The sequence below is a fragment of the Lacinutrix sp. MedPE-SW genome, from assembly GCF_001874145.1.
Classification (GTDB): domain Bacteria; phylum Bacteroidota; class Bacteroidia; order Flavobacteriales; family Flavobacteriaceae; genus Lacinutrix.
Window position 1 is genome coordinate 235,436 of sequence record NZ_MPCX01000001.1, and the last position, 20,810, is coordinate 256,245.

The following is a 20,810-nucleotide window of genomic DNA, read 5'->3' on the forward strand; positions in this document are numbered from 1 at the left end:
AATTTAAAATAACGATGTTTGCTCATCATCATCCAAGTTTTCTTTTTTCTTTTTAATTGCTCTTTCTAAAGCTTTTTTTGCTTTTTCCTCTTTACTAATAAATTCCGACTTAGATTTTTCTACCTCTGGAACATCTATTGGTAATGTGTTTTCTACAACAACTTCATCACTAACTTCCAATTCTTCAGCATGAACTTCTTCTGGAGCTTCGTAAGGTAAAGGATCTAATAAACTTACTTGATTTACTTTGTATTTTGTAAGTTGGTTTCCTAATGCAGATATACCTTTTACTGCAATAAACTCTTCAATGTTTACTTCTTCGTTTTCTCGTCTATCTTTTCCTCTTTCTTTAGCAAATACAATTTCTGCAACTGGTCGCCAATCTGTAGATACTATTTCTAGTTGTGAATTTTCATGGTCTGAGATAAACAATTCTTCTTTATCTTCATTTTCTATTAAAAAACGCTTTACATAATATTTTTCTTTTTCTCCATCATAATAAATTGCAGAGATAGGTTTTTTAGGAATCCACTTTTCCATAACAATCATATCACTATCAAAATGTAATGTTACTTCTGGTGTTACTGTTTTTACAATTCCTTTTTGGTTTATTATTAATAGCTTATCTTCTCCTCTAAATTCTCCTACTAAATCTCCACGGCCATCTACATTTAATCGTTGCACAGCATCATCAAACCAAATTTTTCTTGGTTTTAATGTAGACACGCCTTCTTCTTTTAGTTCTATTTTTTTAATTGCATATTTTGTAACTACATTTCCTTTACTTGAGCGGCCTTTTATTAAAATATCTGCAAAATCAATATCCCATTTTAATTTTTTTATACTTCCTACTTGACGTAGGAATACTGTAATAACTTCGGCTTCACCATTTGGGTTTGCAGAAAAATACCAAAGTTTTGAGCCTTTACTTCCATTAGTTAAATCGTATTCTCTATCACGAGTCATTGATGTTACTGCAAAACGCTTAATATAACTAGCACCTTTAGTACCATCTCGATAAATCATATTATAAATGGTGCGTTTGTCTTTCTTTTTAAAGACAGCAACGTGAATTATATTTTTACCTATAAACGTTTTAGAGTCTACTTTGGTAACCATCATTTTTCCAGAAGCTGTAAATGCAATAATATCATCTATATCACTACAATCGCAAACATACTCATCACGACGTAACGATGTACCTATAAAACCTTCTTCTCTATTTACATAAAGTTTCGTGTTTCTAATAACTACTTTTGTAGCATCTACATCTTCAAAAGCACGAATTTCTGTTTTACGCTCTTTACCTTCACCGTATTCTTTTTTAAGTCTTGAAAAATAAGCAATAGCATAATCTATTAAGTTTGCTAAATGGTGTTTTACTTCTGCAATTTGCTCTTCTAAAGCATCAATTTTTTGCTGTGCTTTATCAATATCAAATTTTGAAATACGTTTAATTCTAATTTCTGTTAAACGTGTAATATCTTCAACTGTTATCGCTCTTTTTAAATGTTTTATATGTGGCTGAAGTCCTTTGTCTATTGCATTTATAACACCATCCCAAGTTTCTTCTTCTTCAATATCACGATATATTCTATTTTCTATAAAAATACGCTCTAAACTTGCGAAGTGCCATTGCTCTTCAAACTCACCAAGTTTAATTTCTAATTCTTGTTTTAATAATTGAACAGTGTTATCTGTAGAGCGCCTAAGCATCTCGGTAACGCCTATAAATAATGGTTTATTATCTTCAATTACACAGCCTAATGGTGAAATTGAACTTTCACAACTTGTAAAAGCATATAAAGCATCTATGGTTTTATCTGGCGATAAACCTGAAGGTAAATGGATTAATATTTCTACTTGGGCAGCAGTATTGTCTTCAATTTTTTTAATCTTAATTTTTCCTTTATCATTTGCTTTTAGAATAGAATCTATTAGCGATGATGTTGTTGTACCGTAAGGAATTTCGGTTATAGCTAAAGTTGTTTTATCTACTTGAGAAATTTTTGCACGTACACGCACTTTTCCTCCTCGTAATCCATCGTTATAATTAGAAAAATCTGCAATTCCTGCAGTTGGAAAATCTGGAACTAGTGTAAAACGTTTGCCTTGCAAGTGTTTTATTGAAGCCTCAATTAGCTCTATAAAATTATGAGGTAAAATTTTTGTTGAAAGACCAACAGCAATACCTTCACCGCCTTGTGCTAATAATAGCGGAAACATTACCGGTAAATTTACTGGTTCTTTTCTACGACCATCATAACTTAGTTGCCACTCGGTTATTTTAGGATTGTAAACAACATCTAAACCAAATTTTGAAATACGAGCTTCAATATATCTTGAGGCTGCTGCACGATCTCCGGTTAAAATATTTCCCCAGTTTCCTTGCGTATCTATTAGTAAATCTTTTTGACCAATTTGCACCATAGCATCTGCAATACTGGCGTCACCGTGCGGATGATACTGCATGGTATGACCAACAATATTAGCTACTTTATTGTAACGCCCATCGTCAAGATCCTTCATAGAGTGCATGATACGACGTTGTACAGGTTTAAAACCATCTTCAATTGCTGGTACTGCACGTTCTAAAATTACATACGAAGCGTAATCTAAAAACCACTCTTTATACATACCAGTAATCCTGGTAATAGTTTCTTGTGGTTCTTGATTTTCTAAATTTTCGTTTGTTAGGTCGTCGTTTTGGTCTTCAGTCATACTTATTACTTCTGCTAAAGCAGAAATCTATTTTTCTTTTGTGGATTTCGTATCTAGTACGAAATGACAAATGGTTTATTTATCTTCCTCAATTAAATCTAATTCCACCTTTAAATTATCAATAATAAATTCTTGTCTTGTTGGTGTGTTTTTTCCCATATAAAAAGCCAATAACTCGTCTATAGACATATTATCGTCTAACATTACAGGATCTAAACGAATGTCTTCACCAATAAAATGAACAAATTCATCTGGCGAAATTTCACCTAAACCTTTAAATCGGGTGATTTCTGGTTTTGGTTTTAATTTTTCTATAGCATCGCGGCGTTCTTCTTCAGAATAACAATAAATCGTTTCCTTTTTATTACGTACTCTAAATAATGGTGTTTGCAATATATATAAATGTCCTTCTTTTATTACTTCTGGAAAAAACTGAAGAAAAAACGTTATTAATAATAAGCGAATGTGCATACCATCAACATCGGCATCTGTTGCTATTACTACATTATTATAACGTAAATCTTCTAAAGACTCTTCTATATTTAATGCGGCTTGCAAGAGATTAAACTCTTCGTTTTCATAAACTATTTTTTTTGTTAAACCATAGCAGTTTAATGGTTTTCCTTTTAAACTAAAAACGGCTTGCGTATTTACATCTCTTGATTTAGTAATACTACCAGATGCTGAGTCTCCCTCGGTAATAAACAAGGTAGTTTCTAAATTTCTTGCGTTTTTAGTATCACCAAAATGTACACGACAATCGCGTAGTTTTTTGTTATGCAAACTCGCTTTTTTAGCTCTGTCTTTTGCTAATTTTCTAATTCCAGATAATTCTTTACGTTCTCGTTCTGCCTGAAGAATTTTACGTTGAATTTTCTCAGCAGTATCAGGGTTTTTATGTAAAAAATTATCTAAGTGTGTTTTTAAAAAATCGTTAATATAGGTTCTTACTGTTGGCAAATCGCCACCCATGTCTGTAGATCCTAATTTTGTTTTTGTTTGACTCTCAAAAACAGGTTCCATAACTTTTATGGCTATGGCAGATATTATAGATTTTCTAATGTCTGACGCATCGTATTGTTTACCATAAAAATCACGAATGGTTTTTACAACTGCTTCTCTAAAAGCTGTTAAGTGTGTTCCTCCTTGCGTTGTATTTTGTCCGTTTACAAAACTATTATATTCTTCGCTATACTGCGTTTTACTGTGTGTTAAAGCTACTTCAATATCATCACCACGAAGATGAATAATTGGATATAGTAAATCGGTTTCTGTTGTTTTTTCAGCTAAAAGATCTTTTAAACCGTTTTCACTGTAATATTTTTCGCCATTAAAAACTATGGTTAAACCTGGATTTAGGTACACATAGTTTTTAAGCATTTTAACTACATATTCACTACGGAATTTGTAATTTTTAAAGATGATTTCATCCGGAATAAAAGATACTTTCGTTCCTTTTCTACGTGATGTTTCTTCTAAAAACTCTTGATTTACAAGGTTTCCTTGTTCAAAATCTGCCGATGCACTTTTACCATCTCTAGAAGATTCTACTCTAAAATAAGATGATAATGCATTTACCGCTTTTGTACCAACACCATTTAATCCTACAGATTTTTTAAAGGCTTTAGAGTCGTACTTTCCACCGGTATTCATTTTAGATACAACGTCTACCACTTTACCTAATGGTATACCACGCCCGTAATCGCGAACAATAACTTTGCTACCTTGAACAGAAATTTCTATGGTTTTTCCTGCACCCATAACAAACTCATCTATCGAGTTATCCAAAACTTCTTTTAAAAGTATATAGATACCATCGTCTGGCGATGAACCATCACCTAACTTACCAATATACATACCTGGACGCATACGTATGTGCTCTTTCCAATCTAACGAGCGTATATTATCTTCGGTATATTTGGTTTGTTCAGACATAGAATTGAGAAAATTTTCGTGATAGGTTGCTAATATAATACAACGCTATAAAAAATGAAATAGGCATTAAAGAAAGTAATTAACAATAAAAAGCCAATGTTGTTGAGAACATTGGCTTTTAATTATTTATGGTTAAAATTCACTATACATTGAATAGGAAATGCATAACATCTCCATCTTTAACAACGTATGATTTACCTTCTACTCTCATTTTACCTGCTTCTTTTACTTTTGCTTCGCTACCAAAGGTTACATAATCATCATAACCAATTACTTCGGCTCTAATAAAACCTTTTTCAAAATCGGTATGTATAACACCTGCAGCTTGCGGTGCAGTTGCTCCAATATTTATAGTCCAAGCTCTTACTTCTTTTACACCTGCTGTAAAATAGGTTTGCTGGTTTAATAATTTATATGCAGAACGAATTAATTTAGCAGAGCCTGGCTCATCTAAACCTATATCTGCTAAAAACATTTGGCGTTCTTCGTAGTCGTCTAATTCTGTAATATCTGCTTCAGTTCCAACTGCAAGTACTAAAACTTCTGCATTTTCATCTTTTACAGCTTCTCTTACTTGGTCTACATAATCATTTCCATTAACTGCAGCATTTTCATCTACATTACAAACATACATTACTGGTTTATCTGTAATTAACTGTGCTGGCTTTACAAATTCTTTGTCTTCATCTTCTGTAAACTCTATTGCTCTAACAGATTTTCCTGCTTCTAAACCTGCTTTAAGTTTTAAAAGTACAGCTTCTTCTTTTTGTGCTTCTTTATTTCCTGTTTTTGCAGCACGTTTTACTTTATCAAGCTTTTTTTCTACTGTATCTAAGTCTTTTAACTGTAATTCGATATCAATAGTTTCCTTATCACGAATTGGATCTACACTACCATCAACATGCACAATATTATCATTATTAAAACAACGTAACACATGTAAAATAGCATCAGTTTCACGAATATTTGCTAAAAACTGATTACCTAAACCTTCTCCTTTACTTGCTCCTTTTACTAAACCTGCAATATCAACAATCTCAACAGTTGCTGGCATAACACGTTCCGGATTAACTAATTCTTCTAATTTTTGAAGTCTTGGGTCTGGCACGTTTACTACGCCAATATTTGGTTCTATAGTACAAAAAGGAAAGTTTGCACTTTGTGCTTTTGCATTAGATAAACAATTAAATAATGTGGATTTTCCTACGTTTGGTAAGCCTACAATTCCTGCTTTCATTGAAAAAATATTTACATCTCCTTGTGAATGGAAATCTTATTGTTTTAATTTTTTTAAGTGTTTGCAAATGTAGTTAATTCTTTAAATCTTCAGTTATTAGGCAACATAATAATTTTTAATAGTAGGACTTTTTACAAGTAAATTGTTATAATTATATATAAAGCCTCACTAAGCAATTTATTATCAACAATTTAAAACCAACCTTTATGAAAAATCTATTTGCATTTTTATGTCTTTTACTAATCTTTTCATGTAGTAAAGATGAAAAGCCAGAGTCTACAATTGAAAGCTTTATCATTACTGGCAAGTTTTTAGCTCCAAATGATTTAGATCCAATTGTGAATGCTAAAGTTCAAGCAAGTATTAATGGTGAAGTTTTTTACCAAACAACCACTAATGCTGAAGGAGTTTTTAACCTCTCTTTAGAAAAAGGAAGTTATGATTTAAAATTTACAAAAGGTTTATTTTCTACTGAAAAACAAATAAATGTTGAAGAAAACACTTCTCTAGAGAACTACAAAGTTGAAACACTACCAAATATTGGAGTTGTAACAGGAAGTTTTGATAATATTGAAAGTGTTCTCTACGGTATTGGCTTGGTAAACCCAATTACTGGAGAACCTTTGTTTGATATTATTAATGGCACATCTACAGGGAAAAATACTAACTTAATTCATAATCATTTTAGTACAAAAAACGATATGCAAAATAGAAATCCTGTTTTAGAACCAAATGTAGATTTTTCATTTTCAGACTTAATGTCTAATCCTACCCTATTAGCATCTTACGATATTTTATTTATAAACTGTAGTTCGCATATAGAAAACCTAACTTACGAACAAAACCTTATGGATTATGTAAACAATGGTGGTTTTTTGTATGTAACAGACTGGTCGTCGAGCTTATTAAATACAATTACTAATAATGATACTAATTATTTATCATTTTATACACCGCGTAGAAGCGGACAATCTTTAAGTACAAATGCTACAATTTTAGATGGAAATTTAAGTGCTTGGTTATTACTAAATTTTGGAATCTCTATAGACGATACTGTAGTTATAGACGAATTTTTAACCTCTTGGCAAGTTGTTGACTCTTATGATCCCGCAACTACTATTTCATGGTTAAATGGTAGTGTAGATTACAGTGATGGAAGCAACACAGTAATTACAGAAAATAAAGACTTAGCTTTCACTTTTATTTTAGGTCAAGGCGCCGTGTTTTATTCTTCTTTTCATACAGAAAATGATGATTTCGATTTTACAACTACAGATAGAATTATGGAGTTTTTAGTTTTCGAAATGACAGATAGAGAATAAATTGCAATGAAAAAGAAAAAAGCCGGTTGTTAAATAACAATCGGCTTTTTTAATTTGTAATAAAAATAGTACTTATTGTTTATCCATCTGGATGCATAAATTTTTGTTTTGCTAATAAAACAGCATCAGTTTCAACATTATCGTCATCTGGAACACAACAATCCACAGGACAAACTGCCGCACATTGTGGTTCTTCGTGAAAACCTTTACACTCTGTACATTTGTCTGGAACTATATAGTAAATCTCATCGCTTAAAGGTTCTTGAGCTTCATCTGCATCTACAGATTTTCCATCTGGTAATACTAAACTACCTTCTAAACTTGTACCATCTTTATAACGCCAATCGTCTGCTCCTTCATAAATTGCGGTATTTGGGCATTCTGGCTCACAAGCACCACAGTTTATACATTCGTCTGTTATAATAATTGCCATAGTAGATTCGTTTTTGTTTGCTTAACTTTGCAGCGCAAAAATAACGACTAAACAAGTCTTACGCAAATACCAAATGGAATTACAACAAAGAATTAACGCTTTCTCAAAACTAGGAGCCTTTTTAAAACAATTTTCAACAGAAAATTTTGAGCAAAAAAACAATATACCTCACAACGAATTGTTTTTTGAAGGTTTTAAACATCAAATTAAACTAGCACAAGAACATAACGGTTGGTTTACAAAAACAAATATTGTATACGCTATAAATGGTTGGTGTAATTCACTTACAGATAGTAAATTAAACAAATGGACATTAGCGTATGATTTTGAAGCAACTAACCAAAAAAAAGTAGCCATTATCATGGCTGGAAATATACCTTTAGTAGGTTTTCATGATTTTTTATCTGTTTTAATTTCAGGACATGCTGTACTTGTTAAGCAATCGTCTAACGATAAGCATTTGCTACCATTTCTAGCAAAATATTTAGAACATGTAGAACCAGAATTTAAAGAAAAAATTAATTTTACTGAAGAAAAGCTTGAAAACTTTGATGCAGTAATTGCTACAGGAAGCAATAATACGGCACGTTATTTTGAGTATTATTTTAAAGATAAGCCATCTATAATTAGAAAAAATAGAAATTCGGTTGCAGTTCTTACTGGTAATGAAACTAAAGTAGAATTAGAACAACTGTCTGAAGATATTTTTAGATACTATGGATTAGGCTGTAGAAATGTTTCAAAATTATTTGTACCAAAAAACTATAACTTTAATGCTTTTTTTGAAGCTATATACAAATGGCATCCCATAATAAACGAAGCAAAATACGCAAATAATTACGATTACAATAAAGCCGTATATTTAATGAGCGAGTTTGATATGCTTGAAAACGGTTTTTTAATGATTAAAGAAGATAAAAGCTTTGCCTCACCTATTGCCACAGTATTTTATGAGTATTATGACGCAAAAGAATCGCTTCAATCAAAATTAAAAAATGAAGCAGATAATATACAATGTATAGTAGCTAATAATTTTACAGAAGAAGAAATTAAATTTGGAAACACCCAAAAACCAGAACTTTGGGATTATGCAGATAATGAAGACACAATTGCTTTTTTGTTAAAATTATAGCAGATAAATTATCAAATTTATAACAAAATTGCGCACATAATTTAGCACCTTTGTAACTGTTATTACAAACATAATATTTCCGCTTTATCGGAAATGAAAAATTAATTTTTCAATGAAAAGACATAATTTTAGCGCAGGACCTTGCGTATTACCAAAAGAAGTAATTTTAAAAGCATCTGAAGCTTTACTAGATTTTGATAACGGATTATCACTTATAGAAATATCCCATAGAAGTAAGCCATTTGTAGATGTAATGGAAAAAGCCAGAGCACTTGCTTTAGAGCTTTTAGGTCTTGAAGGCAAAGGCTACAAAGCTCTATTTTTACAAGGCGGAGCTAGTACACAATTTTTAATGGTTGCGCTAAATTTATTAGAAAAACGTGCTGGTTATTTAAATACAGGGACTTGGAGTGCAAAAGCCATTAAAGAAGCCAAGATTTACGATGATATTTACGAGGTAGCATCTTCAAAAAATGCAAATTATAATTATATTCCTAAAGGTTTCGATGTCCCTTCAGATTACGATTATTTTCACTGTACATCAAACAATACCATTTTTGGTACTCAAATGAAAAGTTTTCCAAAAATAGATATTCCTATGGTTTGCGATATGAGTAGCGATATCTTTTCAAGAACTTTAGATTTTTCTCAATTTGATTTAATCTATGCTGGTGCACAAAAAAATATGGGACCAGCAGGAACAACTCTTGTTGTTGTAAAAGAAGATATTTTAGGAAAAGTTTCTCGTAAAATACCATCTATGATGGATTATAAAGTACATATAGAAAAAGGAAGTATGTTTAATACTCCTCCAGTTTTTGCAGTGTACACATCAATGCTAACCATGGAGTGGCTTAAAAACTTAGGCGGTATTAAAGCCATAGAAGAAGAAAATGAAAAGAAAGCAACGTTAATGTATTCTGAAATAGACTTAAATCCGCTATTTAAAGGTTATGCAGCAAAAGAAGACCGTTCTAAAATGAACGCAACCTTTACATTAGAAAACGAAAATTTAAAAGAAACTTTTGATGCCATGGTACAAGAAGCTGGAATTAATGGTATTAATGGTCACCGTAGTGTTGGTGGATATAGAGCATCTATGTACAATGCATTATCTCTAGATAGTGTAAAAGTTTTAGTTGAAGTTATGAGCGAGCTTGAAAGCAAAGCTTAATAATTTTATAGTAATTAAAAATTAAATAAAAATTATTTCCGTTATAACGGAATTTATAAAGACCTTTTTTAAATGAAAGTATTAGCAAACGATGGTGTTTCTCAAAGTGGAATTAACGCTTTAGAAGAAGCTGGTTTTGAGGTTTCTACAACAACAGTAGCTCAAGAACAATTAATAAATTATATAAACGAAAATAATATTACTGTACTTTTAGTACGAAGCGCAACAACTGTAAGACAAGATTTAATAGATGCTTGTCCAAGTTTAAAAATTATTGGTCGTGGCGGCGTTGGTATGGATAATATAGATGTAGATTATGCTCGTGGCAAAGGTTTACATGTAATAAATACTCCAGCAGCCTCATCTCACTCTGTAGCAGAGTTAGTATTCGCTCACCTTTTTACAGGTGTTCGTTATTTATTTGATGCAAACCGTAATATGCCTTTAGATGGTGATACTCAGTTTAAAAAACTAAAGAAAAATTACGCTAAAGGAGTTGAGTTAAAAGGAAAAACCTTGGGTATAATAGGTTTTGGACGTATTGGCCAAGAAGTTGCAAATATCGCTTTAGGCGTTGGAATGAAAGTTATAGCAAGCGATAAATTTTTGGATAAAGCAGATATTAAAGTTGAATTTTTTAATGGGCAATCTATAGATATTACTATTGAAACGCAACCAATGGAAGACGTTTTAAAGCAGTCAGATTTTATTACACTTCACGTACCTGCACAAAAAGACTATGTTATTGGTGCTAAAGAAATTGAAATGATGAAAGATGGTGCGGCATTAATAAATGCTGCTCGTGGAGGTGTTGTTAACGAAGTAGAATTAATAAAAGCTTTAGATAGCGGTAAGCTTTCTTTTGCAGGATTAGATACTTTTCAAGACGAACCAAAACCAGCTGTTCAAGTACTAATGAATCCTAAAGTTTCATTAACACCACACATTGGTGCAGCTACTAACGAAGCTCAAGACCGTATTGGTTTAGAGTTAGCATCACAAATAAAAAACCTGTTGCTTGTCGATAAAAACTAACACTTAATCGGTGAAAAATAAAATTTCAAATAAAATGAAAGTCTCAATTTTAACGTTGAGGCTTTTTTTATGTACCTTTTCAAAACAATTATAACTTAAAACAATTATTAGAATGTCTGGAATTTTAGATTTATTACAAAGTGATTTAGGAAAAACTATTATTAGTGGTGTTGCTGGATCAACAGGAAACGATACAAACAAAACAAGTAGTGTATTAACAATGGCACTTCCTGTTTTAATGAAAGCGATGCAACGCAACGCCGCAACTCCTCAAGGAGCCGAAGGTTTAATGGGAGCTATTCAAGGAAAGCACGATGGTAGTATATTAGATAATCTTGGAGGATTATTTGGTGGCGGTGTTGATGAAGAGGTTAAGCAAGATGGAGATAAAATTCTAGGTCACGTACTAGGTGCTAAAAAACAAGGTGTTGAAAAAATATTAGGAGAAAAATCTGGTCTTGATGCTGGATCTGTTAGTAATATTTTAAAAGTAGCCGCTCCTATTTTAATGGGTGTTTTAGGTAAACAAGCGCAACAACAAAATGTAAGCTCGTCTAACGGTATTGGAGATTTATTAGGTGGTTTATTAGGTGGAAGTTCTGCAGCTAAAGAACAAAGCTTTTTAGAATCAATTTTAGATTCAGATGGTGATGGTAGTATTGTAGATGATGTTGCTGGTATGGTACTTGGAAGCGCTAAGAAAAAAGGTGGTCTTGGTGGATTAATTGGAGGCCTTTTTGGTGGAAAATAAATCTTTAAACTTAATATAAAAAAAGAGCCAAACTTTTGTTTGGCTCTTTTTTATTTATACAACTCCTATATATTTTGTATTTTTAAAATAAAATCATGAAAAATATAAGTCTCATTGTAATTATTGTTATTTTAATAATAAGCTGTAAAACTACAGATACTACTAATTCTAATACAATACAAAAAGCAGAAGCTCAAGTTGGAGATACTTTAACAATATCTAGCGATAAACTTGAATACGATATTATTATTATAGAACCTGGTTTTAGTACTTGGTTAGCTACTAGAGCGCAACCAAAAAATTACTATACGCAAAACTATTTAGAAAATAAAAACCAACGCTATGTGGTAGAATGGAATACTAGGGTATTAAGACCACAACGTTATAATCCTAATTTGTACGAAATGCAAATAGATTATCAACCAAATATAGATTACGGTTACGATGTTAACTACAAACTTTATAATTATTTCATTTTTTTTCAAAATCAATATAACCAAAACCTTTTAGGAGGTGTTGTTCCCACAAATTAATTACCTTTGCTGCCAAATTTAATACATGAAAGCATTTAAAAAGCGTTGGGAAATAACAGAGAATTGGCAATTACTCTTTCCTGCTTTAGGTCTTTTAGGACTTTTTTATTCGGCATATAGATTAACAGGGTTATTTAGAAAAGAATATCATATAGCAGCTCAAATTGCATTTGCTTTGTTAATTACATTTTTTCTATTAAAAATTACATTGTTACTTTTTAAGAAATTAGAAAATAAATGGATTGTTAAACAACGTTGGGAAATTATAAGAATATTTATTGTATTTGCTATCACTGGTTCTTCCTCTGTATTAGTAGGTAAACCAATAATTAAATTTATAGGAATTACTAAAGAAAACTTAAATATATTTGTATACTGGGTTTTATATATTATCATTGGGCTTATTTTCTATCAAATATTACTAGTAACTATTGGTTGGCTTTTAGGTCAAGGCAAATTTTTCTGGGAGTTTGAGAAAAAAATGTTACGCCGTTTTGGTTTAGGACGCTTTTTAGATTAATGCAAAAAATTAAAAATCATATAATTATTAAATGTGCTTCACTTTTATTAGTGTTAGCTGTTGCATTACCTACGGTTGTAAAAGCATTTCATGTATTTGAATCTCACGAACACGTTGTTTGTGTTGATAAATCTACAACTCACATTCATGCTACAGATTTTGAATGTGAATTTTATAAATTTAAATTAAATAATGCTTACGCTTTAGTTTTTAACAAAATAACTATACTTAAGCAAGAATATAAGAATAAACGTATTTATTCTTTTTACAAGTCCATAGTCAGTCAAAATTATTTTGACATAAAACAACGTGGTCCACCACACTATATTTTCTCATAAAGAGAAATTCTCTCTCAACATATTTAAAACACAATTTATAACATGATTTACAGCAATTTAACGCTGTTATATCATGATTATATATTTATTCTTTATTAATTATTTCTAAACTAATAATTAATAAAATTCAATTACACATAAAACATATGCGCTTTTTAACGCTAATATTATTTTTTATAGGATGTTTTGCAGGTATTTCACAAAACTGCAATAATACATTCTCTGGAAAAATTATAGACAGTCACGACAACACAGCTTTGGTTGATGCTAAGGTTGAAATAATTGAAACAAACCAAACTGTTTTAGCTAATGCAGATGGTACTTTTTCTATTACTAATTTATGTGATAGCAAATATACAATTCAAATATCTCATCCATTTTGCATAACACAAACTCACTATATTGATATCTCTAAAGATTTAAATAAAGTGTTTTGGCTAGAGCATCATCTAGAAGAGTTAAATGAAATTATAATAAAAGGAAATCATTATAATAACAAGACAAATACAACTTTAGAAAGTAAAATTTCAAAAGATGAATTAGAACGTTATAGTAGTTTTTCTTTAGGAGATGCTTTAAATGGTGTCTCTGGTGTTTCATCTTTAAATACAGGAAATGCAATTGTAAAACCATTAATTAATGGTTTACACAGTAGCCGTGTTGTTATGATGAATAATGGCGTTAGAATGGAAGATCAAGATTGGGGAGCAGAACATGCTCCAAATGTTGATATTAATGCTGTAGATAATATTACAGTAATTAAAGGTGCAAGCGCATTACAATATAGCGGTAATGCTATTGGTGGTATTATTATAACCGAAACTGCAAAAGCACCGGTAAAAGATACTTTATATGGTAAAACCATTATTACAGGAGCATCAAATGGACGTGGAGGAACAATAACCTCACAACTTACCAAAAGCTTTCAAAGTGGTTGGTTTGCAAAAGCTCAAGGTACTTTAAAAAGGTTTGGTGATTTTGAAGCTCCAAATTACAATTTAAGTAATACAGGTGTTTTTGAGCGTAATTTTTCTTTAAGTGGTGGCTTAAATAAATTTAATTACGGTATCGAGGCTTATTACTCGTTATATAAAAGTGAAATTGGAATATTAAGAGCATCGCACTTAGGTGGCGCACAAGATCAAGTTAGAGCAATTAACAATCCTCAACCTTTATTTGTAAGTGATTTTTCTTACGATATAGACGCACCAAAACAGGATGTTGAACATCATTTAGCAACTTTAAAAGGTTTTAAAAAATTAGAAAACCTTGGTAGATTAAGTTTTCAATATGATTATCAACAAAATAAAAGGTTAGAATTTGATATTAGACGTGGCGATGATAAAGACAAACCATCTTTAGATTTAAATTTACAAACACACACTTTACTTTTTGATTTAGACTCAAAATTATCTAATAAATCTAACTTAAAAACAGGTGTGATGGCTAAGTATCAAAACAATTTTGCAGATCCAAATACTGGTGTTCGTAGGTTAATACCAGACTACGATAAGTACGATTTAGGCGCTTATGCAGTTTATAATAGTGAAATTAATAACAAGGTTTTACTAGAACTTGGAGCCAGGTTTGATTATACGCATGTAGACGCTTTAAAGTTTTATAGAACATCGTTTTGGGAAAGCAGAAATTACGATACAATTTTTCAAGATATTGTTATTGAAGGAGATTTTGGAGACCAAGTTTTAGCGAATCCAAAATTAAATTTTTACAATCCATCTGCAACAGCAGGTTTTACATATAAATTTAACAATACATATAAGTTATTGTTTAACTACTCTTTAGCTTCACGAGCACCAAATCCTTCAGAGCTTTTTAGCGAAGGACTGCACCACTCTGCTTCAAGAATAGAATATGGAGATTTGCAATTTAAATCTGAAACAGCAAACAAAATTTCATTAACGCTACAACGAGAAAGTAATGTTTTTAACTTTTCTATAAATCCTTATATTAATTTTATAAACGATTTTATTGTTATAGAGCCAACTGGAGTTTCTCAAACCATTAGAGGTAATTTTCAAGTTTGGGAATATAGGCAAACAAATGCGCAACTTATAGGTTTAGATATTGATGCCGCTTATAATTTTGCAAATAATTTTCAATATAATCACCAGTTTTCTTTAGTAAAAGGTTACGATAAAACAAGAGATGAAGCTTTAATAAATATTCCTCCAGTAAATATTAAAAATGAGGTTATTTACAAAAATTCAAAACTTAATAATCTGAGATTAAAATTACAAAGTGATTATGTTTTTGAACAAAACGAATACCCTAATAATAATTTTGAAGTCTTTGTTCCCGAAACCGGAACAATGGAAACTGTAGATGTAAGTACACCACCAGATGCTTACCATTTATTAAATTTTAGTTCTAGTATAGATTTTAAAATTAACAAAGGAACAGCAATAACGGTAGGTTTTGATGTTTCTAATATTTTTAATAAATCCTACCGAAATTACTTAAATCGCTTACGTTATTATGCAGACGATTTAGGTAGAAATTTTTTAATAAATCTTAAAATTAACTATTAACACAAAACAAATGAAAAAAATACAAATTTTAGCAGCAATCTTATTTACTTCTTTATTAACTGTTTCATGTTCAGATGATGATGATGCTATAGCAATAGTTCCTGTTAACGAAGAAGAATTAATTACAACAATTAATGTAACATTAACACCTGTTGGTGGAGGAACTGTAGTTGAGTATTCTAGCCAAGATTTAGATGGTGATGGACCAAATTTACCAACGGTAACTGTTTCTGGAAATTTAACTGCAGGAACAACTTATAATGGTACAATTGAATTATTAAACGAAACTGAAGATCCTGCAGAAGTTATTACAGAAGAAGTTGAAGAAGAAAGCGTTGAACACCAATTTTTCTATACTGTTGGCGGAAACCTTGACATAAGTACAACGTATACAAGTTTTGATACAGATGGCAACCCTTTAGGTACAACGTTTGATTTAGAAGCTTTAACTGCTAGTGCTGGAACCTTAACATTTACATTACGTCACGAACCAACAAAACCTAACACAGGAGCTAGTGACGCTGGTGGAGAAACAGATATTGAAGTTACTTTTGATGTTACAGTAGAGTAATATTTATAGTATTAATAGATAAAAAAAAGAGAAGTCAATGACTTCTCTTTTTTTTATCTATTTATTGAAGCTAATTATACAGCAACTGGCTCTAATGCTTTACCAATAAGTGTATCGCCTTTTATAATTTCAAAAGTTGCATGGCTTGAAATATCATCTTTTAGAGTTCTCACTAAAGTTTGTGCCACATCTGCCCTACTAATTTCACCGCTTTTATTTAATTTTTCTTGAAGCTCAATCTTATCTGTTGCTTTATCGTTTGTTAAAGTTCCTGGTCTAACAATAGTATAATCTAAACCACTATTTTTTAAATAAACGTCTGCATTATGTTTTGCTTTTAAATACTCTTGAAGATCTTCTGCTTGTTCTGGATTATCTGCACCCATAGAACTTAACATAACAAACTTTCTTACGTTTGTGTTTTTTGAAGCATCAATCATTTTTTTAGCACCATTTTCATCAACTTCTTTAACTTTTTTACCTCCAGATCCTGCTGCAAATATTACTTTATCTACATTATTAAAAGCATGGTCTACATTCTTTTCTAAATCGGCTAAAACGGTGTCAATATTTTTAGCTTTAAATTGTTCTTGTTGCTCTTCTTTTCTAACCATTGCAATAGGATTAAAGTATTGCGATTCGTTTAAAAGATTTACTATTTGTTTTCCTGTGGTGCCGTTTGCACCTGCTACTAATATATTTTCCATATTCTAAAAGTAATTATAATAAAACCTGTAACAGTAATATTTTAAAGTGTTTAACTCCATTTTAATACAGGTTTAACGCGCTTTTAATATATAATTATAGTAATTTTAAGAATGCACTTAAATATATCTATAAAGCAATATTTTATATATTTAAAGTGTATGAAATTAGAACTTTACCAAATAGATGCTTTTACTAATACCATTTTTGGAGGTAATCCTGCTTGTGTAGTACCTTTAGATTATTGGTTACCAGATAAAACATTGTTTAATATCACTAAAGAAAATGCTGTTGCAGAAACTGCTTTTTTTGTAAAAACAGATAACATATTTCATTTGCGTTGGTTTACACCTGAAATTGAAATGGATTTGTGTGGTCATGCAACACTTGCTACTGCACATTGCATAAAAACTATTTTAAAATATCCTGAAAATAAAATTACATTTAAAACTTTAAGTGGAGAATTAACGGTATTAATAAATAATGATACTTACGCTTTAAATTTACCATCTAGAATGCCTGTTAAAGCAACTTTACCAAGTATAATAAAAGATGCTATAAACATTCAACCTAAAGCTATATATAAATCAAGAGATTATGTTTTAGTATACGACTCACAAAAAGCTATTGAAAATATTAAAGTAAATCGCGCTGTTTTCGATAAAATTAATTTAGATCCTGGTGGTGTTATTGTTACTGCAAAAGGAAATACTTGCGATTTTGTTTCACGCTTTTTTACACCACAAGCTTCTATTTTAGAAGATCCTGTTACAGGTTCTGCGCATTGCTCTTTAGTACCATTTTGGGCTAAATATTTACAAAAAAATAGTTTAGAAGCAATACAGCTCTCTAAACGCGGCGGACACTTATCATGTATAAATAAAGAAAACCGCGTTATAATTTCTGGTAATGCTAAAACCTATTCCTGTGGCTATTTATGGACAGAATAATAACTTTATTTTTAATCTAATTTAGGTAGTTTAAAATCGTCTAAAGCACTTTTCTTTTTCATTAGTTTTTCTATTTCATCTGCCTTTCTTGGTGCTTCAGCCGAAAGGTTAACGGGTCCTTTTTCGGTAATTAAAATATCATCTTCAATTCTAACTGCAATACGCCACCATTTTGGGTCGCAATCACTTCCTTCTGGTATATAAATACCTGGTTCTACCGTTATTACTTGATTTGCTGCTAAAGGTCCATAAGTGCCTGGATCATGAACATCTAAACCTATATGGTGTGATGTACCGTGAGGTAAATAATTATGCTTTACATTTTCATTTTCTATAATACCTAACCTAGCTAAACCTTTATTAATTACTTGTTGTGCAGCTTGATTACTAGCCCAAAACACTTCTCCTACTTGACATTTTTCTATCCCTGCATTTTGTGCTTCTAAGACAATATCATAAATAGCGCGTTGCTCTTTACTAAAAGTTCCATTGGCAGGAATTGTTCTTGTAACATCTGCTGTGTAACCGTGATACTCTGCTCCTAAATCCATAAGCACTAAATCGTCTTCAACTTTCATTTTTGTATTCTCTATATAGTGTAGAACACAACCATTGTTTCCTGCGCCAACAATACTTGGGTAACCTTCGTACTCACTACCATATTTTTTATACACAAATTCGTGAACACCTTGTATTTCGGTTTCAGACATGCCTGGATGCATGGCTTTCATAACTTCAATTTGACCTTGAGCAGAAATACGAATCGCTTTGGTTAATAATACTAATTCTTCGGCTGTTTTAATTTCTCTCAACTCTGCCATATATGTAGATAAACTTCTGGTATCGTAATTTTTTTCTTCTGGCTTAGCATCAATTTTAATAAGTTGTTTTTTTATTTCATCTCTAATGCTATTACTTTCGGCTTCTACATATTGCATTATTTCTTCATCTTCTTTAACCTCTGGAAATTGCGTTATTACTTCACCTATTCTTTGTGCTACATTCGCACTGTTTTCTATTTCTGTAGCTTTAATAATAGTTTTTATTTGCTTCACCATTGGTGACTCTTTATCTTTTTCAAAATTCACTTGTGTTTTAAATGTATTTATCAAGTTGTATAAATCTGCTTTATTTCTTGAAGAATCACGGTAATCATCATTAAAATTATGAAAAAACACTTTGTCGAATTTAGAATAGTCTATATCCAAATCTAAAAAGTCTTTACTTGTTAAAACGTTTTTAAATCCAAGTTTTTGTTTAGCTCCTTCTACTCCCAATCTAGAGCCTGTCCACATTTCGGCTTGTTTATTTTTTTCTTGTACAAATAAAATTTCATTTACTTGTTTTCCATCACTATCTGTTTGGTTTTGAGAAAAAACAATTAAAGCAGTATGAGGTTCTTTATAACCCGTTAGGTAATAAAAATCTGGATCTTGATGGTAAATATAGTCTACATCGTTAGCTCGATTTCTTACAGGATTTGCAAAAAATACAGCGACACTGTTTTTTGGCATTTTTGCTCTTAAAGCATCTCGTCTTCCTTTGTGAAATTCTGGTTTTAAATAATCTGTAGGATTGCCATCTTGAGCGAAAATTATATTAACTGCAAGAAGTATAAAAAAGAGTAAACGTTTAGTTTTCATTTATATATAGTTTTTTCGATGTTGAAAATTAATCATTTATAAGTATATATACTTAAAAGCGTTAAAGAAATTAACACTTTTTTTATCGATTTATAGTGAAAGTCAAATCGATATTTTTCAATACTTTTGCTTTTCAAAATCAATCTAAAATAGAATACGCACTTGCGGAATAATAAAATACAAGACTATGAAAAATACTGCCTTAACAAAAACACACGAAGCCTTAAATGCTAAAATGGTACCATTTGCTGGTTATAATATGCCTGTACAATACGATGGTGTTAATGTAGAACATGAAGCTGTACGTAAGGATTGTGGTGTTTTTGATGTATCTCACATGGGAGAATTTTTAATTGAAGGACCAAATGCGCTTGCTTTAATACAAAAAGTTTGTAGTAACGATGCTTCTAAACTAACTGTTGGTAAAGCACAATATTCTTGTATGCCAAATGATGATGGTGGTATTGTAGACGATTTAATTGTATATAAGTTAAAAGAAGAAACCTATTTACTAGTTGTTAATGCTAGTAATATTGAAAAAGATTGGAACTGGATTTCATCTAAAAATGATGTAAATGCAGATATGCGAGATTTAAGTGAAGATTATTCTTTATTAGCAATTCAAGGTCCCAACGCAGTAGAAAAAATGCAACCTTTATCTAGCCATGATTTAGCTGAAATTAAATTTTACAATTTTATAGTTGGTGATTTTGCTGGTATAGAAAATGTAATTATTTCTGCAACTGGATATACTGGTAGTGGCGGTTTTGAAATATACTGTAAAAATGATGAAGTAAAACAAATTTGGGATAAAGTTACACAAGCTGGTGCAAAACCAATTGGTTTAGCTGCCAGAGATACTTTACGTCTAGAAATGGGATATTGCCTTTACGGTAATGATATTACAGATACTACATCACCTTTAGAAGCTGGTTTAGGTTGGATTACAAAATTTACAAAAGATTTTACAAACTCTGATGCTTTAGAAGAGCAAAAACGCCAAGGTGTAGACCGTAAACTTATTGCTTTTAAATTAGACGAGCGTGGTATTCCAAGACAAGGATATGATATTGTAGATAACCAAGGTAAAAAAATAGGTGAAGTAACATCTGGCACAATGTCTCCAAGCTTAGGTCAAGGTATTGGTTTAGGTTATGTGCCAATTATTTTTACAGACGTTAATAGTAAAATTAATATTCAAATTCGTAAAAAAGCAGTGCCTGCAACAGTTGTAAAACTACCTTTTTACAAACAACAATAG

Annotated in this window: 18 protein-coding genes; 12 read left to right on the forward strand and 6 right to left on the reverse strand. The window is 31.0% G+C overall.

The genetic code is table 11. The annotated features are described in order from the left end of the window. Nucleotides 1-3: 3 nt before the first annotated feature. The 3 genes from BM549_RS01050 to ychF all read right to left on the reverse strand — a co-directional run bounded on the left by BM549_RS01050 (nucleotide 4) and on the right by ychF (nucleotide 5,893). Nucleotides 4-2,721, reverse strand: a complete 2,718-nt coding sequence (locus BM549_RS01050; RefSeq protein ID WP_290468552.1) for a DNA gyrase/topoisomerase IV subunit A — start codon at nucleotides 2,719-2,721, stop codon at nucleotides 4-6. Between the two features lie 75 nt (nucleotides 2,722-2,796). Further along, nucleotides 2,797-4,656: a DNA topoisomerase IV subunit B gene (locus tag BM549_RS01055; protein WP_290468553.1), complete on the reverse strand. Its 1,860-nt coding sequence runs from the start codon at nucleotides 4,654-4,656 to the stop codon at nucleotides 2,797-2,799. A gap of 142 nt (nucleotides 4,657-4,798) precedes the next feature. Then, nucleotides 4,799-5,893, reverse strand: a complete 1,095-nt coding sequence (gene ychF, locus BM549_RS01060) for a redox-regulated ATPase YchF (RefSeq protein ID WP_290468554.1) — start codon at nucleotides 5,891-5,893, stop codon at nucleotides 4,799-4,801. Between the two features lie 206 nt (nucleotides 5,894-6,099). On the opposite strand from ychF, the gene BM549_RS01065 reads away from it, so the two are divergent. After that, nucleotides 6,100-7,215 (forward strand): carboxypeptidase-like regulatory domain-containing protein, encoded by a 1,116-nt coding sequence (locus BM549_RS01065; protein WP_290468555.1) that lies wholly within the window; start codon nucleotides 6,100-6,102, stop codon nucleotides 7,213-7,215. A 79-nt stretch (nucleotides 7,216-7,294) separates the two neighbouring features. Here the strand turns inward: BM549_RS01065 and BM549_RS01070 are convergent, their stop codons facing one another. Next, the gene (locus BM549_RS01070; RefSeq protein ID WP_290468556.1) at nucleotides 7,295-7,648 is read right to left on the reverse strand and encodes a 4Fe-4S dicluster domain-containing protein; all 354 of its coding nucleotides are present in this window, start codon (nucleotides 7,646-7,648) and stop codon (nucleotides 7,295-7,297) included. Between the two features lie 73 nt (nucleotides 7,649-7,721). Here BM549_RS01070 and BM549_RS01075 point away from each other — a divergent pair, with 73 nt between their 5' ends. The 9 genes from BM549_RS01075 to BM549_RS01115 all read left to right on the forward strand — a co-directional run bounded on the left by BM549_RS01075 (nucleotide 7,722) and on the right by BM549_RS01115 (nucleotide 16,251). Further along, nucleotides 7,722-8,780, forward strand: a complete 1,059-nt coding sequence (locus tag BM549_RS01075; protein ID WP_290468557.1) for an acyl-CoA reductase — start codon at nucleotides 7,722-7,724, stop codon at nucleotides 8,778-8,780. A 112-nt stretch (nucleotides 8,781-8,892) separates the two neighbouring features. Beyond that, a complete protein-coding gene (serC, locus tag BM549_RS01080) occupies nucleotides 8,893-9,954 on the forward strand; it encodes a 3-phosphoserine/phosphohydroxythreonine transaminase (RefSeq protein WP_290468558.1) in 1,062 nt (353 codons plus the stop codon). A gap of 72 nt (nucleotides 9,955-10,026) precedes the next feature. Further along, nucleotides 10,027-10,989: a D-2-hydroxyacid dehydrogenase gene (locus BM549_RS01085; RefSeq protein WP_290468559.1), complete on the forward strand. Its 963-nt coding sequence runs from the start codon at nucleotides 10,027-10,029 to the stop codon at nucleotides 10,987-10,989. Nucleotides 10,990-11,101: 112 nt separating this feature from the next. Further along, nucleotides 11,102-11,740, forward strand: a complete 639-nt coding sequence (locus BM549_RS01090) for a DUF937 domain-containing protein (protein ID WP_290468560.1) — start codon at nucleotides 11,102-11,104, stop codon at nucleotides 11,738-11,740. A 95-nt stretch (nucleotides 11,741-11,835) separates the two neighbouring features. Continuing rightward, nucleotides 11,836-12,273, forward strand: a complete 438-nt coding sequence (locus BM549_RS01095) for a DUF6146 family protein (protein WP_290468561.1) — start codon at nucleotides 11,836-11,838, stop codon at nucleotides 12,271-12,273. A 25-nt stretch (nucleotides 12,274-12,298) separates the two neighbouring features. After that, nucleotides 12,299-12,793: a DUF6787 family protein gene (locus BM549_RS01100; RefSeq protein ID WP_290468562.1), complete on the forward strand. Its 495-nt coding sequence runs from the start codon at nucleotides 12,299-12,301 to the stop codon at nucleotides 12,791-12,793. Continuing rightward, nucleotides 12,793-13,131, forward strand: coding sequence for a hypothetical protein (locus tag BM549_RS01105; RefSeq protein WP_013871010.1), 339 nt, complete (start codon nucleotides 12,793-12,795; stop codon nucleotides 13,129-13,131). Before BM549_RS01100 ends, BM549_RS01105 begins: the two co-directional genes overlap by 1 nt. Before the next feature lie 146 nt (nucleotides 13,132-13,277). Then, entirely contained in the window at nucleotides 13,278-15,680 is a 2,403-nt protein-coding gene (locus BM549_RS01110; RefSeq protein ID WP_290468563.1) for a TonB-dependent receptor, read from the forward strand. 10 nt (nucleotides 15,681-15,690) lie between these two features. Then, nucleotides 15,691-16,251 carry a type 1 periplasmic binding fold superfamily protein gene (locus BM549_RS01115; RefSeq protein WP_290468564.1) on the forward strand — a complete coding sequence of 187 codons (561 nt, stop codon included), beginning with the start codon at nucleotides 15,691-15,693 and terminating at the stop codon, nucleotides 16,249-16,251. Between the two features lie 74 nt (nucleotides 16,252-16,325). Here the strand turns inward: BM549_RS01115 and BM549_RS01120 are convergent, their stop codons facing one another. Beyond that, on the reverse strand, nucleotides 16,326-16,958 hold the full coding sequence (locus BM549_RS01120; RefSeq protein ID WP_290468565.1) for an SDR family oxidoreductase: 633 nt from the start codon (nucleotides 16,956-16,958) through the stop codon (nucleotides 16,326-16,328). A gap of 159 nt (nucleotides 16,959-17,117) precedes the next feature. Between BM549_RS01120 and BM549_RS01125 the strand changes: the two genes are divergently transcribed. Further along, nucleotides 17,118-17,906: a PhzF family phenazine biosynthesis protein gene (locus tag BM549_RS01125; RefSeq protein ID WP_290468566.1), complete on the forward strand. Its 789-nt coding sequence runs from the start codon at nucleotides 17,118-17,120 to the stop codon at nucleotides 17,904-17,906. An 11-nt stretch (nucleotides 17,907-17,917) separates the two neighbouring features. Here BM549_RS01125 and BM549_RS01130 read toward each other — a convergent pair whose 3' ends face one another. Next, nucleotides 17,918-19,549 carry an aminopeptidase P N-terminal domain-containing protein gene (locus BM549_RS01130; protein WP_290468567.1) on the reverse strand — a complete coding sequence of 544 codons (1,632 nt, stop codon included), beginning with the start codon at nucleotides 19,547-19,549 and terminating at the stop codon, nucleotides 17,918-17,920. 187 nt (nucleotides 19,550-19,736) lie between these two features. On the opposite strand from BM549_RS01130, the gene gcvT reads away from it, so the two are divergent. Next, nucleotides 19,737-20,810, forward strand: a complete 1,074-nt coding sequence (gcvT, locus tag BM549_RS01135) for a glycine cleavage system aminomethyltransferase GcvT (protein WP_290468568.1) — start codon at nucleotides 19,737-19,739, stop codon at nucleotides 20,808-20,810.

Bases quoted from the DNA above. Each gene is read 5' to 3' on its own strand.
- BM549_RS01050 (WP_290468552.1), bottom strand. From the start codon at position 2,721: ATGACTGAAGACCAAAACGACGACCTAACAAACGAAAATTTAGAAAAT.
- BM549_RS01055 (WP_290468553.1), bottom strand. From the start codon at position 4,656: ATGTCTGAACAAACCAAATATACCGAAGATAATATACGCTCGTTAGAT.
- ychF (WP_290468554.1), bottom strand. From the start codon at position 5,893: ATGAAAGCAGGAATTGTAGGCTTACCAAACGTAGGAAAATCCACATTA.
- BM549_RS01065 (WP_290468555.1), top strand. From the start codon at position 6,100: ATGAAAAATCTATTTGCATTTTTATGTCTTTTACTAATCTTTTCATGT.
- BM549_RS01070 (WP_290468556.1), bottom strand. From the start codon at position 7,648: ATGGCAATTATTATAACAGACGAATGTATAAACTGTGGTGCTTGTGAG.
- BM549_RS01075 (WP_290468557.1), top strand. From the start codon at position 7,722: ATGGAATTACAACAAAGAATTAACGCTTTCTCAAAACTAGGAGCCTTT.
- serC (WP_290468558.1), top strand. From the start codon at position 8,893: ATGAAAAGACATAATTTTAGCGCAGGACCTTGCGTATTACCAAAAGAA.
- BM549_RS01085 (WP_290468559.1), top strand. From the start codon at position 10,027: ATGAAAGTATTAGCAAACGATGGTGTTTCTCAAAGTGGAATTAACGCT.
- BM549_RS01090 (WP_290468560.1), top strand. From the start codon at position 11,102: ATGTCTGGAATTTTAGATTTATTACAAAGTGATTTAGGAAAAACTATT.
- BM549_RS01095 (WP_290468561.1), top strand. From the start codon at position 11,836: ATGAAAAATATAAGTCTCATTGTAATTATTGTTATTTTAATAATAAGC.
- BM549_RS01100 (WP_290468562.1), top strand. From the start codon at position 12,299: ATGAAAGCATTTAAAAAGCGTTGGGAAATAACAGAGAATTGGCAATTA.
- BM549_RS01105 (WP_013871010.1), top strand. From the start codon at position 12,793: ATGCAAAAAATTAAAAATCATATAATTATTAAATGTGCTTCACTTTTA.
- BM549_RS01110 (WP_290468563.1), top strand. From the start codon at position 13,278: ATGCGCTTTTTAACGCTAATATTATTTTTTATAGGATGTTTTGCAGGT.
- BM549_RS01115 (WP_290468564.1), top strand. From the start codon at position 15,691: ATGAAAAAAATACAAATTTTAGCAGCAATCTTATTTACTTCTTTATTA.
- BM549_RS01120 (WP_290468565.1), bottom strand. From the start codon at position 16,958: ATGGAAAATATATTAGTAGCAGGTGCAAACGGCACCACAGGAAAACAA.
- BM549_RS01125 (WP_290468566.1), top strand. From the start codon at position 17,118: ATGAAATTAGAACTTTACCAAATAGATGCTTTTACTAATACCATTTTT.
- BM549_RS01130 (WP_290468567.1), bottom strand. From the start codon at position 19,549: ATGAAAACTAAACGTTTACTCTTTTTTATACTTCTTGCAGTTAATATA.
- gcvT (WP_290468568.1), top strand. From the start codon at position 19,737: ATGAAAAATACTGCCTTAACAAAAACACACGAAGCCTTAAATGCTAAA.